Source organism: Mucilaginibacter sp. P4_E8, from assembly GCF_056401495.1.
On record NZ_JBFUJG010000020.1, the window covers coordinates 1 to 14,216 of the forward strand.

General features: G+C 40.9%; 16 protein-coding genes, 1 tRNA gene and 1 riboswitch. Of the genes, 11 read left to right on the plus strand and 6 right to left on the minus strand.

Translation table 11 applies throughout. From position 1 onward, the window contains the following. Positions 1-779: hypothetical protein (locus AC1DRQ_RS10850; protein WP_477424310.1), on the plus strand; the 779-nt coding region annotated here is incomplete at its 5' end. Positions 780-947: 168 nt separating this feature from the next. Continuing rightward, positions 948-1,517 (plus strand): CAP domain-containing protein, encoded by a 570-nt coding sequence (locus AC1DRQ_RS10855; protein ID WP_477424311.1) that lies wholly within the window; start codon positions 948-950, stop codon positions 1,515-1,517. A 113-nt stretch (positions 1,518-1,630) separates the two neighbouring features. On the opposite strand, the gene AC1DRQ_RS10860 is transcribed toward AC1DRQ_RS10855, so the two are convergent. Continuing rightward, positions 1,631-2,695: a polysaccharide deacetylase family protein gene (locus tag AC1DRQ_RS10860; RefSeq protein ID WP_477424312.1), complete on the minus strand. Its 1,065-nt coding sequence runs from the start codon at positions 2,693-2,695 to the stop codon at positions 1,631-1,633. Positions 2,696-2,816: 121 nt separating this feature from the next. On the opposite strand from AC1DRQ_RS10860, the gene AC1DRQ_RS10865 reads away from it, so the two are divergent. From AC1DRQ_RS10865 to AC1DRQ_RS10875, 3 genes are all read left to right on the plus strand, one after another. Further along, the gene (locus AC1DRQ_RS10865) at positions 2,817-3,107 is read left to right on the plus strand and encodes a hypothetical protein (protein ID WP_477424314.1); all 291 of its coding nucleotides are present in this window, start codon (positions 2,817-2,819) and stop codon (positions 3,105-3,107) included. Further along, the gene (locus AC1DRQ_RS10870; protein WP_429397649.1) at positions 3,104-3,865 is read left to right on the plus strand and encodes an MBL fold metallo-hydrolase; all 762 of its coding nucleotides are present in this window, start codon (positions 3,104-3,106) and stop codon (positions 3,863-3,865) included. The genes AC1DRQ_RS10865 and AC1DRQ_RS10870 overlap by 4 nt, the downstream gene beginning before the upstream one ends. Positions 3,866-4,010: 145 nt before the next feature. Beyond that, positions 4,011-4,433 (plus strand): BLUF domain-containing protein, encoded by a 423-nt coding sequence (locus AC1DRQ_RS10875; RefSeq protein WP_477424317.1) that lies wholly within the window; start codon positions 4,011-4,013, stop codon positions 4,431-4,433. A 328-nt stretch (positions 4,434-4,761) separates the two neighbouring features. Here AC1DRQ_RS10875 and AC1DRQ_RS10880 read toward each other — a convergent pair whose 3' ends face one another. Next, positions 4,762-5,223, minus strand: a complete 462-nt coding sequence (locus AC1DRQ_RS10880; RefSeq protein ID WP_477424318.1) for a hypothetical protein — start codon at positions 5,221-5,223, stop codon at positions 4,762-4,764. Between the two features lie 180 nt (positions 5,224-5,403). On the opposite strand from AC1DRQ_RS10880, the gene AC1DRQ_RS10885 reads away from it, so the two are divergent. From AC1DRQ_RS10885 to AC1DRQ_RS10905, 5 genes are all read left to right on the plus strand, one after another. After that, positions 5,404-6,156, plus strand: a complete 753-nt coding sequence (locus AC1DRQ_RS10885; RefSeq protein ID WP_477424320.1) for an SGNH/GDSL hydrolase family protein — start codon at positions 5,404-5,406, stop codon at positions 6,154-6,156. 73 nt (positions 6,157-6,229) lie between these two features. Next, positions 6,230-7,498, plus strand: coding sequence for an alkaline phosphatase family protein (locus AC1DRQ_RS10890; protein WP_477424322.1), 1,269 nt, complete (start codon positions 6,230-6,232; stop codon positions 7,496-7,498). Between the two features lie 155 nt (positions 7,499-7,653). Beyond that, positions 7,654-9,279, plus strand: coding sequence for an amidase (locus AC1DRQ_RS10895; protein ID WP_477424323.1), 1,626 nt, complete (start codon positions 7,654-7,656; stop codon positions 9,277-9,279). A 70-nt stretch (positions 9,280-9,349) separates the two neighbouring features. After that, positions 9,350-9,781, plus strand: coding sequence for a hypothetical protein (locus AC1DRQ_RS10900; RefSeq protein ID WP_477424324.1), 432 nt, complete (start codon positions 9,350-9,352; stop codon positions 9,779-9,781). An 86-nt stretch (positions 9,782-9,867) separates the two neighbouring features. Then, the gene (locus AC1DRQ_RS10905) at positions 9,868-10,776 is read left to right on the plus strand and encodes a DUF72 domain-containing protein (protein WP_477424326.1); all 909 of its coding nucleotides are present in this window, start codon (positions 9,868-9,870) and stop codon (positions 10,774-10,776) included. A 2-nt stretch (positions 10,777-10,778) separates the two neighbouring features. On the opposite strand, the gene AC1DRQ_RS10910 is transcribed toward AC1DRQ_RS10905, so the two are convergent. The 4 genes from AC1DRQ_RS10910 to argH all read right to left on the minus strand — a co-directional run bounded on the left by AC1DRQ_RS10910 (position 10,779) and on the right by argH (position 13,551). Then, entirely contained in the window at positions 10,779-11,477 is a 699-nt protein-coding gene (locus AC1DRQ_RS10910) for a DUF1345 domain-containing protein (RefSeq protein WP_477424328.1), read from the minus strand. A gap of 73 nt (positions 11,478-11,550) precedes the next feature. Then, on the minus strand, positions 11,551-11,751 hold the full coding sequence (locus AC1DRQ_RS10915) for a YwbE family protein (protein WP_477424329.1): 201 nt from the start codon (positions 11,749-11,751) through the stop codon (positions 11,551-11,553). After that, on the minus strand, positions 11,748-12,212 hold the full coding sequence (locus AC1DRQ_RS10920) for an HAD domain-containing protein (RefSeq protein ID WP_477424331.1): 465 nt from the start codon (positions 12,210-12,212) through the stop codon (positions 11,748-11,750). The genes AC1DRQ_RS10915 and AC1DRQ_RS10920 overlap by 4 nt, the downstream gene beginning before the upstream one ends. 1 nt (position 12,213) lies before the next feature. After that, positions 12,214-13,551, minus strand: coding sequence for an argininosuccinate lyase (argH, locus tag AC1DRQ_RS10925; RefSeq protein ID WP_477424333.1), 1,338 nt, complete (start codon positions 13,549-13,551; stop codon positions 12,214-12,216). Positions 13,552-13,910: 359 nt separating this feature from the next. Further along, positions 13,911-14,019, plus strand: a riboswitch (SAM riboswitch). Positions 14,020-14,068: 49 nt separating this feature from the next. Between argH and AC1DRQ_RS10930 the strand changes: the two genes are divergently transcribed. Beyond that, positions 14,069-14,139 (plus strand) — tRNA-Cys (locus tag AC1DRQ_RS10930). The last annotated feature ends 77 nt before the right edge of the window (positions 14,140-14,216 follow it).

Consider the following 14,216-nt stretch of genomic DNA (forward strand, 5'->3'; position numbering starts at 1 on the left):
CGATAAACCCGTACATGAAGAAACTTATTACCTGTATTTTTATCCTCTTAGCGGTATTTCAATTATCAGCACATGCGGGTGATCTTGATAGTCTTAAACAAAAATTACAGATCACTAAAGATTCATTAAAGGGCCCTGTATATATTGACATTGCCAACGCGTATTTATCAAAGAACGATACGATAAGCAGCAGGCGCTGGAAATTCCTTAACCAGCTGGATGCCTTAAATTATACCATGCTGGCGTTACATGTATACTCAAACTATGAGGATACCCTGGGTTTACGTACCTGCTATAATAATTTGTCAAAAATTTATCGTTTACAGCATAAATACATTCAGGCCAAATGGTTCATATTGCAATCAAATTCCATATCGCGGCAAAAGCATGATGTGCCTAATATCATCACTTCATTAATTGAGCTTTCGGCTATAAAGGGGGATATGGAAGATTATAAACTGGGTATGCGCGATCTGAACGAGGCATTGAAGCTTTCTGTAAAAAGTAAAGACCCTAAAAATGAATCGGCTGTGCAGGTAGGCTATGCAGGCTTATACCGGCAAATGAAGGAGTTTACCAAAGCCTCCCTTGCCATAAAACGGCATGAAGAGATTGATGACAGTATACATAAAGCCGAGTTAGACCGCTTAGCTCAAATAAACACCCAGGATTCTATCCAGATCAAAAAACAGGATTCGGCCATCGCCAAAAAAAAAGTATTTACCTCCAGCAACAAAAAGCTTTACAAAGCAAAATCAGCCAAACGCGTAGCCTTGTAATAGTTCTCATCATTAGCCTGGCTTTAATGGCCATAGCAGTAATAATTTATTACAGGCGCCGCAAACAAGGCAGGTGGCGGTTAAGGATAAGAAAACCCCGGCCTTAACGTTTCTTATATCTGCAGCCGGTTTTAAACTACTTGCTGGTAAAACTGTCTTACAAAGGATATGAGAAAGTTGATCGCAAAAATTATTTTTACGCTTACCATTTTAATTACGTTTAATACCGCTTACGGCCAAAGCAGCCGCCAGTTCAGAAACGAGTTTTTATACCGTATAAATTTAACCAGGCAAAAAGGTTGTAACTGCGGCATCAGGTATTATCCTCCGGCAGCTCCTTTAACCTGGAACAATGATCTTGAAGATGCAGCTGCAGGACATGCCCGGGATATGGCCCGCCACGAATATTTTGACCATACCAGCAGGGACGGCCGCAGTATGGGCGACCGTATACTATCAGCCGGGTACGCTTATAAAGGTTTTAAAAGCTATGCCGTTGGCGAAAACATTGCAGCTGGACAGCAAAGCATAGCCGAGGTAATGGATGGCTGGTTTAAAAGTGAGGGCCACTGTAAAAACCTCATGAACCCCGACTTTAAAGAAGTTGGCGCAGCCTTATATAAAAATTACTGGGTGCAGGATTTTGGCGGCCGCGAATCATTTTCGCCCGAGCAACAAAGGCTCATCAAATCGGGCAAATACAAGTTGGTGCAAAAAAAAATATCAGGAAGTGATTAGTAGATAGATGTGCAAATTTCAGATGTGCAGATATGCAGATGCATGCACTAAATTTAAAATCATCTGCACATTTGAAATTTGCACATCTGCACACCTGCATATCCACACATCTTTTAATCCGTATTACCGGCTTTAACCCTCCTCGCCATTACTTCACGCCAGGTGGTTAAAATAAAGCCCTGTTGTTTTAAAAACTCCCTTAGTCGTGGGTCTGTCATGGCCAGCAGGTCGCCTTTGCGCTTTTGGCCGGTATCAGAAATATATTTAAATGCAGCTGATGGCTGGGTACAATGCATAATTACCATAGTTAACCCGGGCGAAAGACGGCCAATACTCTCCATATAATGATCAGTGTACCATTGTTGTATCTCCGCATCCGTCTTTTTCTCTATATCGGGCATTTGCCAGTCGTAACTGGAGTTATGCAGATCATCCAAAACAGGCAGGCCGCCTTTCCAAATCATGGCTCCAATTTCTTTTACCTTACCTAAGACAGCTGGTTCAGATATTTGCATACCTTCGGTGTATTTGCCTTGTTTTTTTAAATCGGCAATGGTAGCCGCTTTAGCTTCGGCACGGTAAAAAAGATCATCACCACCCGGAAACATAATAGGGATATGTTTTTCAATACCCACTTTTATATAGCGCTCCATAAAGGCATCTTTGGCAAACAATGTTCCCATGTGCGAATCCATATGCGTGGGCACAAAACCCATGCTCAGCGCGCGGTCAAGCTGGGCTCTTATCTCTTTTTCAACCTCATCGCCCGTGGCCCTAAAATATACTGCCGCTACCGATGGCCACAGGCAACCTTGTTTATCCGTTAATCCCGGCACTGCGGCTTTACCAGCCAGCGGCCCCCAACGGTAACTATCCCATTCTGATGTTAAGGTTAAATGCAAACCGGCATCTGTATTGGGGTGTTTATCCAAAAACTTTTTAAACTCAGGCACCCAGGGGCAAGGCATCATAACGCTGGTTGAGGTTGCCACACCCTTATCTATAGCTTTCTCAACACCCTCATTTGAATCATGCGACATACCTGCATCATCAACATGCAAAATAATTACACGGGCACCTTTGGGCCAGCCAAGCCGCTCGGCATAGGTTTTGGTTTGCTGTGCAAAAACAGAAATGCTTATAACTATAGTTAGGGTAACTAATAACAGCTTTCTCATTGGGTGATATTTTTAGGATAAAAGGTTGATTAAATATAGGTATATAACCATTATATATTCAAGTTTTCCGAATGTCAGCTTTTCAAAATTCAGGAAATTCAAGGTATAATTACACTTACTTTTGTTAATTTTGGAATTAATGCTGCCCGCTACTAACCATACGCTCGAAAAACTTGAAATGCTGCTTAAATCAGCCGGGTACAGGGTGCGGTATGAAAAAGGCAATTTTAAAACCGGCTCATGCCTGTTACTAAACAGTCGTATGGTTATTGTTAACCGTTTCTCAAACCTGGAAAGTAAAATACTGGCTATAGTTGAGCTTTTGCGTGAACTTGAAGTAGACTATAAACTGCTTGACGAAAAACAGGTTGCATTTTTGCAGGAAATTAAACAAACTAAACTGCAGCTGTGACCATAACATTTTTAGGAACCGGAACCTCACAGGGAGTACCTGTTATTGCCTGTGGCTGCGAGGTATGCACCTCGCCCGATGCCCGCGATAAGCGGCTGCGAACCTCCATTTTAATTGAGGCCGAAGATAAAACGATAGTTATTGATTCGGGGCCCGATTTTAGGTACCAGATGTTGCGGGCAAAAGTAAAACACCTCGATGCTATTGTATTTACCCATGAGCATAAGGACCATATTGCAGGGATGGATGATATTCGCGCGTTTAATTACAAGCAAAACAGCCCGGTTGATGTTTATGCAGATGCACGTGTACAAAGGGCGCTGGTACGCGAGTTTCCTTATATTTTTGATGGCACCGGGTATCCTGGTATTCCGCAGGTTATTGTGCACCCTATTGACCTGCACCCTTTTGATATAGGAAGCGTAAAGTTTACCCCCGTTGAGGTTTTGCATTATAAATTACCTGTATTAGGTTTCCGGATAAATGATTTTACTTATATCACTGATGCCAAAACAGTATCGGAAACTGAGAAAGAAAAAATAAGCGGAACAAAGATCCTGGTGATCAATGCGCTGCAAAAACAAACACATATATCACACTTTACACTTGACGAAGCAATAGCCTTTGCCAATGATATAGGCGCCGAAAAAACCTATTTAACACACATCAGCCACCGCTTAGGCAAACACCTTGATATATCAAAAGAGCTGCCCGATAATATTGAATTGGCATATGACGGTTTAAAGCTTAATATTTAACAATTCATAGTAAACAACCCTGATGTTTAACATTTTACAATAAAAAAGCATAAAACAAAACAATATTCGCATAAAAAAAAACAATATTTGCAAGCATCCGTTGTGAGGTATGAAATGTACCCTACAAGGATAGCCCCCCTATTAGATGGAATATATTGTTTATGTAAGCACAGCTCAAAGGCCGTTGAGTGAAAAGGAACTAATAGATGTACTTAAGGTTTCGCGCACTAATAATAAGAAGTATAACGTTACAGGCATATTATTATATTGCCAGGGCACCTTTATGCAGGTACTTGAAGGCGATAAAAATAGCATTGATCGGATCTATAAAGCTATTGAACTTGATACAAGGCATAAAAACATTATTAAACTGGCATCCGGAATATCAAGTAAAAGAAATTTCCCGGACTCATCAATGGCTTTTGCATCAGTGAATCCAGAAACCTTACAAGAAATTGAGGGGTTTCTTAGCTCTCCTGATCAAAACGTATATGACAATACTGATCATATTACCATTAACATGCTTAAAATATTTGCCGAAAACAACAGACTTTATATTTCGTTTTAAAGCGGCTATGCTATACTGTAGTTCCTTAATGTGCTTAGAAGCATAAGCTTTGCTCAGGATTTCGTCAATTTTTTTTTTGGCTTCATCATACCATTTTAAACTTTTTTAATAATTTCTATTAATAATTAATTCATCGGTCAACGCATCAAAAACCATTACCTGGCATATTGTTCGGGTCGATGATCGTAATATGTTATTATTTATTTAGTATAACGATAATTATTAATCAATGTTTTACGCAAATGCTATTTATTTTAATTATAGCTTAACAAAAAATACTTTATCATTGAGTATTAATCAGTTATTTAAACAAAAATTAATAAATTATTTATAGTTTAATAAAACTCACCCTATCTATTGAGCCCTTATACTGTTTTAAATACCCGGTGTTATGCATGTTAATTTTGCCTTTTATGGTAATGTATCTTTTATCAATTTGAGTAAATGTGCCGTTATTATACTCAAATAAACCAACCCGGGTACCTGATAAATACAATGGGCATTCCTGGCTAAAATCAACCCACAAAGCCTTTTTTAGGGAATGATCGGCAAAAAGGCTATCATTGAATAAAGCTGATTGCTTAAAGCCTTCGGCATATTTTCCGTTAACCTCCACATACTGCTTATCATATTTTTCAAGATGACTTACGAGTTCGGTAAATTCAACTTTCTTAAAAGTTATCCCTTCATTACAATTGCTCTCAAAAACTTTAGTTTGCTTGCCACATGACAGTAGCAATACCGGAAGGATAGCAAACAAGAATAAGCTGATTATTTTATCCGGTACCATAGCTTTAAAATTCTGAGTGATGAATATAATGAAAACATTTCAGGAAGCTAAAACTCTACGATTTATATATAGAATTGTGACATTATTAAACTAAGGAATTTGCGGGTTTTAAACAGACATTTGCTAAATGCTTTTATTTATTATAATTAAGCGCTACTTTAGTTTTAAATCACCAATTATATGAAGCTTAAATTAACATTTTCGTTGCTGGTACTCTTTGCAGCCGGCGCAATGGCGCAAACCGTATCGCCCAGCGAAAAAGAACAACAAGCAGAAATCAACCGTAAAAAACAAGATGAGGCTTTTCATAAAGACTGGGCCAATATTAAACGCTATGAAGCCGATAACAGCAAAGTGTCCGGAGCGGCAGCAAACCCCAAAAGTGTAGTTTACATGGGCGACTCTATTACTGACTTCTGGATAAATAATGATCCAGCATTTTTTGCGGGCAAGCCCTATTATGATCGCGGTATTAGCGGGCAAACCACTACTCAAATGCTGGTACGTTTCCGCGATGATGTAATTAACTTAAAGCCTGCGGTGGTAGTAATACTGGCTGGTATTAATGATATTGCCGAAAACAATGGCCCTATTAAACTGGAAGCTGTTTTTGGCAACATACAATCAATGGCCATATTGGCAAAGGCCGCGGGTATTAAAGTGGTGCTGTCATCAGTATTACCCGCTTTTGATTTTCCGTGGCGGCCAGGTATGGAGCCTGCACCAAAAGTAGTACGCCTGAATACCATGATCAAAGATTATGCACATAAGCACCATATCGTTTACCTGGATTATTTTTCGGCTATGGCTGATGACAGGCAAGGTCTGCCTAAATCATTATCGGGCGATGGGGTTCACCCAAATCTCGCGGGCTACAAAGTAATGGAGCCTCTTGCCGAAAAAGCAATTGCAGAGGCGCTGAAAAGGAAATAAGATCTTTATACTTTAACCCAATCTTATTATACGCATAATGCTATTTATATAAATTTGCGCATTATCGTTTTTCATGAAAAAATACATCACATTTTTAATAGTCCTTTTACAAACTGTTGTTGCCTTTGGGCAGATTGATACCGTTCAGAAAATTGTACCGGGCCGAAAGAACAGCATTGAACAGCAAAAAAAGCCTTATGTTATCCTCATTTCGGCGGATGGTTTCCGGTATGATTATGCACAAAAATACCAGGCCAAAAATTTACTTGCCTTAAGTAACGATGGTGTGAGAGCAGCATCAATGATCCCATCATATCCATCAGTTACCTTTCCAAATCACTATGCATTGGTAAGTGGTTTATATCCTTCGCACTCGGGCCTGGTGAATAATACATTTTATGACCGTGACCGTCACGATGATTATTATATGGGCAATAAAGCCAAAGTAGCCGATGGCTCCTGGTACTATGGTTCGCCCTTGTGGGTGCTTGCCGAGCAGCAGCACCTCCTTTCTGCCAGTTTTTACTGGGTCGCATCTGAGGCTGCCATCCAAAATATAACCCCTACATATTATTACGTTTATAACGAAAAGATAGCCATTCATAAACGCATCAGCGAAGTAGTGAACTGGTTAAACCTGCCCGCCGAAGATCGTCCGCATCTCATTACATTCTACTTTCCACAGGTTGACCACGCCGGGCATGTTTATGGCCCCGATGCACCTGAAACGGCCCGCGAGGTTCATTTTGTTGATTCGGCAGTTAATGAACTGACCAAAGCCGTAAAAACAACCGGCCTTGATGTGAATTTTGTTTTTGTATCTGATCATGGGATGACCAAAGTTGACAAAGACCATGCTATTGGCATCCCCGCGGCTATTGATACCTCCAAATTTATTGTTTCGGGCGATGGGATATTGGTTGAGCTTTATGCCAAAAACCAGGCAGACGTTCAGGCTACTTATAACAACTTAAAGCAGGAGGCTAAAGATTATGACGTTTATCTTAAGGCTGATATGCCCGCCAAATTACATTATGCCCAAACCGACGACTGGCACAACCGCATAGGCGATATTTTACTGATCCCTCATTATCCTAAAGTATTTAATTTATACAGCAAAAAAATAAACATAGGCTGGCATGGATATGACCCCAGCGTGGTTAAAGATATGCATGCCACATTCCTGGCCTGGGGACCTGCATTTAAACTCCATACTACCATTCCATCATTTCAAAATGTAGATGTTTTTAACCTGATAAAAAATATATTAGGCCTTACATATACCGGCAAAGTTGATGGTACGGATAAACTGGCTGATGAGGCTCTGATCCCTCAAAAATAATCACTATTTTATTGCAGAATGCATTGTTGTTTGGGAAGCTTTTAATCAGGAGTTTATTTATGCTGATATGACCGCGATTTGTGTAACATATTAGGTTGATAATTTTTAATTAGCCAAATATTTTGTTACTTGTAACACCTTTAAACTCACGGTTTATGCACAGAAGAAATTTCCTAAAAACAGGTTCATTAGCAGGTTTAACTATATCAACCCTGGTTGCAGCTTCCTGCAGTCAGCCATCCGCAGAAAAAAAAGCAGATGCTGCAACTGACGACAAAGATGACCTGTTTGAACTTTCGGAAGCAACCATTACCGATCTGCAGCAAAAAATGCAGGCCAAGCAATATACCTCGCGATTGCTTACAGAATTGTACCTGAAACGCATTGATGAAATAGATAAGAACGGCCCTAAACTTAACTCGGTCATCGAAATAAATAAAGATGCCCTTAACATGGCCGACGCCATGGATAAAGAACGCTCGCAAGGCAAAGTACGCGGACCATTACATGGCATACCCGTACTGATAAAAGACAATATTAACACAGGCGATAACATGCATACCACAGCCGGTTCACTGGCCCTGGGCGATAATTTTGCCAAACAGGATGCCTTTATTGTATACAAATTGCGCGAAGCTGGAGCCGTGCTATTGGGTAAAACAAATTTGAGCGAATGGGCCAACTTTCGTTCCACCCACTCAACCAGCGCGTGGAGCAGCCGCGGCGGGCAAACAAAATGTCCTTATATACTTGATCGTAACCCCAGCGGCTCAAGCGCGGGATCAGGATCGGCGGCGGCGGCTAATTTATGCACCGTAGCCATTGGTACCGAAACTAACGGATCTATCGTATCGCCGGCATCGGTTAATGGGTTGGTGGGTATAAAGCCAACCGTTGGGCTATGGAGCCGCACGGGCATTATCCCCATATCAAAAACGCAGGATACCGCCGGACCAATGACGCGTACGGTTAAGGATGCCGCTATACTTTTAGGTGCACTTGCCGGTATTGACGCGCAGGACACTTATACTTTAGCCAGTAAAGGAAAAGCAGAAACCGATTATACCAAATTTTTAGATATCAATGGATTGCAGGGCAAGCGGTTGGGTGTTGAGAAATCGGCTTTAGATGATAATCCGGCTGTGGTAGCCTTGTTACAGGATGCCATTAAAACGCTGAAAAGCAAAGGTGCTATTGTTGTTGAAATTGAACTGAATAAAGAGTTAAAAGAAATAGGTAAGGGTGAATTTAACGTATTGTTGTATGAGTTTAAAGACGGGCTGAACCTGTACTTAAACAACGCTAACAGCAAAACCAAAACACTTGCCGATGTAATTGCCTTTAACAAAAATAACGAGGCTAAAGCCATGCCTTTTTTTAAACAGGAAATCCTGGAACAGGCCCAGGCCAAAGGCGATTTAAAAAGCAAAGAATACCTGGATGCCTTAAAAAAGACAAGTGATGGCACCAAAAAAGTAATTGATAAAATACTAAACGACAATAAACTGGATGCCATTATAGGTACCACCAACGGCCCAGCAGGCTGTATTGACCTGGTGAACGGCGATTATGATAATGGGTTCTCGTTTTCGGGTCCAGCGGCAATGGCCGGGTATCCTCATATTACGGTACCCATGGGTAAAGCGCATGAGCTGCCTGTTGGTTTATCTTTTTTCAGCACGGCTTACAAAGAAGGCGAGATCATTAAACTGGGTTATGCTTATGAACAGGCTTCTAAAAAAAGGGCGGCGCCTATATTTAAGGTTGATTTGTTGGGTTGATTACCTTTTTCCGGTAAATAAAGCGAGATTTGAAAAGGCAAAGTAAACACCCCATAATTCAATATTTCATATGGACGTACAAGAACAAATCAAAGAGTATATTACCAGCCAACCCGAACCAAAACGTAGTGAAATTCAAGAGTTGCACAATCACATACTTCAAGTTTTACCAGGTTGTAAATTATGGTTCGACAATGGTAAAAACAGTGAAAATAAAACAGTTAGTAACCCTAACATAGGCTATGGATTTTACACCATAAAATATGCTGATGGAAAGACCAGGGATTTTTTCCAAGTTGGTTTGAGCGCAAACACAACAGGGATCTCTGTTTATATTCTCGGTATTAAGGATAAGACATACTTAGCCCAAACGTATGGAAAAGAAATAGGCAAGGCGAGCGTTACCGGGTATTGCATCAAGTTCAAAACGCTAAAAGATATAAAAATTGATATACTTGAGGCGGCAATACGATATGGGGTTGAGGTTACGAGTGAAAATTAAATTTCAAACCGAGACACTACCCTCAATTCAGCTTCATTAACAATTCAACCCAAAACCCTATCTTTCCAAAAAAATTCAACTAACCTATGGAATTTGGCCGTGTAAACCCAGAGGAGTTAGCAGCAGTAGATTTTACGCTCCCACCTGATCCTGAACTTACCATCAATACCCTAAAGGCTGCAAAAAGCAACCAGTCCTTGCAGGTACACGTGGGTTGCGCTAAATGGGGACGTAAGGAATGGATAGGTCAGATCTATCCGCCTAAAACCAAAGAAGCTAATTTTTTGGATGAATATGTAAAACATTTTGATTGCATCGAGCTTAATGCTACTTTTTACAATGTTTACGGTCCGGATACTATTGCCAAATGGAAAGCCAAGGCCGAGAGTAATCCTCATTTTAAATTTTGTCCTAAGTTTTCGCAAAGCATCAGCCACATCCGCAGGTTAAAAAACGCGGAAGATATTACCACCAGCTATTACGAGGGCATTATGGCCTTTGGCGATAAGCTTGGCCCGTTGTTTTTGCAGCTAAGCGATAACTATACCCCCAAAAGTTTCCCGGAACTAAAAGCATACCTGGAACAACTCCCGAAAGACGTACCCGTATTTGTTGAACTGCGGCATAAAGAATGGTTTGCAGTACAAGAGAACCGTGATAAGGTATTTGCCATGCTCCGCGACCTTAATGTTGGCGCGGTTATAACTGATGCTACCGGTCGTCGTGATGTGGTGCACATGAACCTGCCTACCCCACACGCGTTTATCCGCTTTGTGGGTAATGGCCTGCACCCTACCGACTATGCCCGTGTTGATGAATGGATGGAGCGGATAAAACAATGGCAGCAATTGGGTTTACAATCGGTATGGTTTTTAATGCACCAGCACGAAGAAGAGTTTTCACCTAAACTTGCTGATTACGTTGTTGAAAAACTAAATGAAGCTTTGGGCATGCAATTAAAACGCCCTCAATTTATTAGCAGCCTGTTTAGTTAAGCTTATTTAGCTACCAATCCCGATATTACATTGATGCTTAATGCCACAATAGCGGTATTAAATGCAAATGCTATCAGACCATGGATCCAGGCCAGGCGGCGGATCTGACGGGAGGATATCTCTACATCTGAAACCTGGAACGTCATACCAACAACAAAAGAGAAATAAACAAAGTCGAGATAATCGGGTTCTTTTTCATCGCCCGGAAATTCAAGCCCGCCTATTGGCTTTTTCTTTTGATCATCGTCAGGATCGGTAGCATAAAACATGTGGGCGTATCGCAGGGTAAATATAGTATGCACCAGCCACCAGGAAATAATAACCGAAGTCATGCCCAGCAACACGTGCCCGGTTACAGCCTCGGGAGATAGCTCCTTTGACGATTTCAGCAGGAAAAAAATGGCCAGCATACTTATCAATGAAGCCACGATTACAAATAAAAATATCAATGTACGGCTTGAATCTTCGATCCTGGCAATCTTACGAACCTCCATCGGGTGGGATGATAAAATGATTATCCAGTCCATAATGATGATCATTAGTGCAAAAGCTATCCAGGTAAACAATATCACCGCGGGCGTGCTAAAATGGCCCCAGGAAAAAAACAGGGTGACAGCACTTGCAATCAATGATATGAGCATACGGTGATGCGCATCTAACTTAAACCATACCTTTGCTTTTGTTTTAGTGATTGCAGGCATATTGTTCTGATACTATGGTAAGTACTGATGTAAATATGGCGATGAATTGTGTAGAATTTATGAATTATTAAATTTAGTCTTCTTCAACTATCCAGGCCACACGGCCAACCTGCCCATCTTCTAACTGAACCTTGATACCACGCGAGTGATAGGCCGAGCTAGTCAGTAACCGTTTTACAAAACCACGGGTTAAGGTACCGCTCCGCTGGTCTTTTTTCAGGATAATATCGACCTCAAGGCCCGGGTAAATATCGTTTCTGTTTTGTCCGTTCATTTTTCTAATAAAATTGCTAATACCCTTTGTTTTGCTTCTTCATCTATACCAATAAATGGTTTAATAGCAACCCATCTGTCTTTTATTGATGACGGTAAGCCATATATTGATGTATCATCATCAATAATAACATAATTCTGCTGATGGCCCTCTTTATCAACCCACTCTTTTATTTCAGTTCCCCGATCTGATATTTCATCGAGGACTTGTTTATCATTTATCTTTGAAATCGTTTGAATATTTAATCCTCGCGATGCAAAAATTTCAATCCATTTCTTCAAGTCAAAACTAATCCTATGAGTAGTGGTCAAAATTACAGATGCATTCGTTTTTGATAGTATAAAAGCTAAATTTTCCGCAGATTGTTTATTAAATAACATAAAACCATCTGGGCCGCTTTCAACCTTTTTCCAGGATGGTGCAGTTACCAAAACGCCATCTATATCGAGTAGGATGACCATTCTATTTTCCTACCAGCCCTTTTATCGCCACCTCAACCTTTTCAAAATCAAAATTAGTAAGCAACTTATCAAATGCTGCTGTAATTTGCTCGTTACCCAGGTTACCTATACTGCCTTCGTGGGTATGGTTTACTGTTTTATCAGGATTAAAATCACCTTGTTCAATAGCCAGACCTACTTGTTTGTAAGCATCCCGGAAAGGCGTGCCGTTTAATACCATCCTATTCACTTCCTCCACACTAAACAGATAGGCATATTTGGGATCTTTCAATATATCGGCATTCACGCTTATGTTTTGCAGCATAAAGGTGGCCATGTGCAGGCAGTTTTTCAAATCGGTAAACGCAGGGAACAATAACTCTTTCAGCAACTGCAGCTCCCGGTGATAGCCTGATGGCAGATTGGTGGTCATCATGGCCACATCATTGGGCAGGGCCTGCAGGCGATTGCATTTGCCGCGCATAATTTCCCAAACATCCGGGTTTTTTTTGTGCGGCATAATGCTGCTGCCCGTGGTTAAAGTATCAGGGTAGCTTACAAAAGCAAAGTTCTGACTTAAGTACAGGGCCTGATCCATGGCCATTTTTGCCAGCGTAGCGGCAATGGATGATAGAGCCTGCGCTATGATCCTTTCGGTTTTACCGCGGCCCATTTGGGCATATACTACATTATAGTTTAAACTATCGAACCCTAATAATTGGGTTGTTAAGGTACGGTTTAGCGGAAATGACGAGCCATAACCCGCTGCCGAACCCAATGGGTTTTTATTGGTGATGCGATAGGCCGCCAAAACCAATTCCAGATCATCAGCCAGACTTTCGGCATAAGCGCCAAACCATAGTCCGAATGATGAAGGCATAGCCACCTGTAAATGGGTATAACCTGGTAATAAAACGTCTTTATATTTTTCACTTAATTCAATGAGCTGGCGAAACAAGGTTTCAGTTTCTTCAACAACCTGCTGCAATTGATGGCGAAAAAACAGTTTCAGGTCAACCAGCACCTGGTCATTACGGGAACGGCCGCTATGTATCTTCTTACCGGCATCGCCAATACGTTGGGTAAGCAGCATTTCTACCTGCGAGTGAACATCCTCAACCCCATCGTCGATAGTAAAACCACCTTTTTCAATATCGGCATAAATGGCTTTTAATTCGCGTTGAACAAGGTCAAGATCGACAGCATCCATCAGCCCTATACTTTGCAGCATACGGGTATGGGCCAGCGATCCTAAAACATCAAAAGCTGCCATTTGCTCGTCAAATTCCCTGTCGCGGCCAACAGTAAAGTTTTCTACCAGTTCATTTACATTAGTGGTTTTTTGCCATAACTTGCTCATAGTGCAAATATGTGAAATAATGAGAAATAAGTTCGCAAAAGTTCTTATCCCCTTTTGGAGTTTCATTTAAGCTGACGAGTTGACTCACCCGACCATCGCTACGCTTGATCACCCTCTCTTCACCTGCGGTGGAAAGAGGGAATTTAAATTGGGAAAAATGAAAAGAACCAAAAATCCATACTTCTTTTGCTGTTGAGAGGAGGATCAAAAAGTGCGCAATTTTAGGGTGAGTAGCTCTTTTTCTAAAACATCAATTTTTCAGACAAATCAATTTATTTAAAAATATTCCACTATTCCTATAGGATTTATATAAATAGTTTTTATATTTGCAGTGTCAACAGACAAAGAGTTCTTTATTTAACTTATCAAGAAAGACTGAGGGAAAGGCCCAAAGACGTCTTAGCAACCTGTACATCCGCATAATGTAAAAGGTGCTAATTCCTGCTCCGTAAAGGAGAAAGATAACAAAGATCTTACCCCCTGCCATCTTATAAGTGATTTTATAGTTTTTTTTCAAAGTCGCGTGACCGAGAGGATAGGTTAAGGTCTGCAAAACCTTTTACGGCAGTTCGAATCTGCCCGCGGCATCAAATTTCCTTTTATTTTCCTGCACATTTTTTAGCCATCCATTAGCTGTATTGGCCATTAACCGGGTGTGTAGCACA

What these genes read in the sequence shown, in the direction of transcription:
- AC1DRQ_RS10855 (WP_477424311.1), top strand. Translation starts at nt 948, where the DNA reads ATGAGAAAGTTGATCGCAAAAATTATTTTTACGCTTACCATTTTAATT.
- AC1DRQ_RS10860 (WP_477424312.1), bottom strand. Translation starts at nt 2,695, where the DNA reads ATGAGAAAGCTGTTATTAGTTACCCTAACTATAGTTATAAGCATTTCT.
- AC1DRQ_RS10875 (WP_477424317.1), top strand. Translation starts at nt 4,011, where the DNA reads ATGGAATATATTGTTTATGTAAGCACAGCTCAAAGGCCGTTGAGTGAA.
- AC1DRQ_RS10880 (WP_477424318.1), bottom strand. Translation starts at nt 5,223, where the DNA reads ATGGTACCGGATAAAATAATCAGCTTATTCTTGTTTGCTATCCTTCCG.
- AC1DRQ_RS10885 (WP_477424320.1), top strand. Translation starts at nt 5,404, where the DNA reads ATGAAGCTTAAATTAACATTTTCGTTGCTGGTACTCTTTGCAGCCGGC.
- AC1DRQ_RS10890 (WP_477424322.1), top strand. Translation starts at nt 6,230, where the DNA reads ATGAAAAAATACATCACATTTTTAATAGTCCTTTTACAAACTGTTGTT.
- AC1DRQ_RS10895 (WP_477424323.1), top strand. Translation starts at nt 7,654, where the DNA reads ATGCACAGAAGAAATTTCCTAAAAACAGGTTCATTAGCAGGTTTAACT.
- AC1DRQ_RS10900 (WP_477424324.1), top strand. Translation starts at nt 9,350, where the DNA reads ATGGACGTACAAGAACAAATCAAAGAGTATATTACCAGCCAACCCGAA.
- AC1DRQ_RS10905 (WP_477424326.1), top strand. Translation starts at nt 9,868, where the DNA reads ATGGAATTTGGCCGTGTAAACCCAGAGGAGTTAGCAGCAGTAGATTTT.
- AC1DRQ_RS10910 (WP_477424328.1), bottom strand. Translation starts at nt 11,477, where the DNA reads ATGCCTGCAATCACTAAAACAAAAGCAAAGGTATGGTTTAAGTTAGAT.
- AC1DRQ_RS10915 (WP_477424329.1), bottom strand. Translation starts at nt 11,751, where the DNA reads ATGAACGGACAAAACAGAAACGATATTTACCCGGGCCTTGAGGTCGAT.
- AC1DRQ_RS10920 (WP_477424331.1), bottom strand. Translation starts at nt 12,212, where the DNA reads ATGGTCATCCTACTCGATATAGATGGCGTTTTGGTAACTGCACCATCC.
- argH (WP_477424333.1), bottom strand. Translation starts at nt 13,551, where the DNA reads ATGAGCAAGTTATGGCAAAAAACCACTAATGTAAATGAACTGGTAGAA.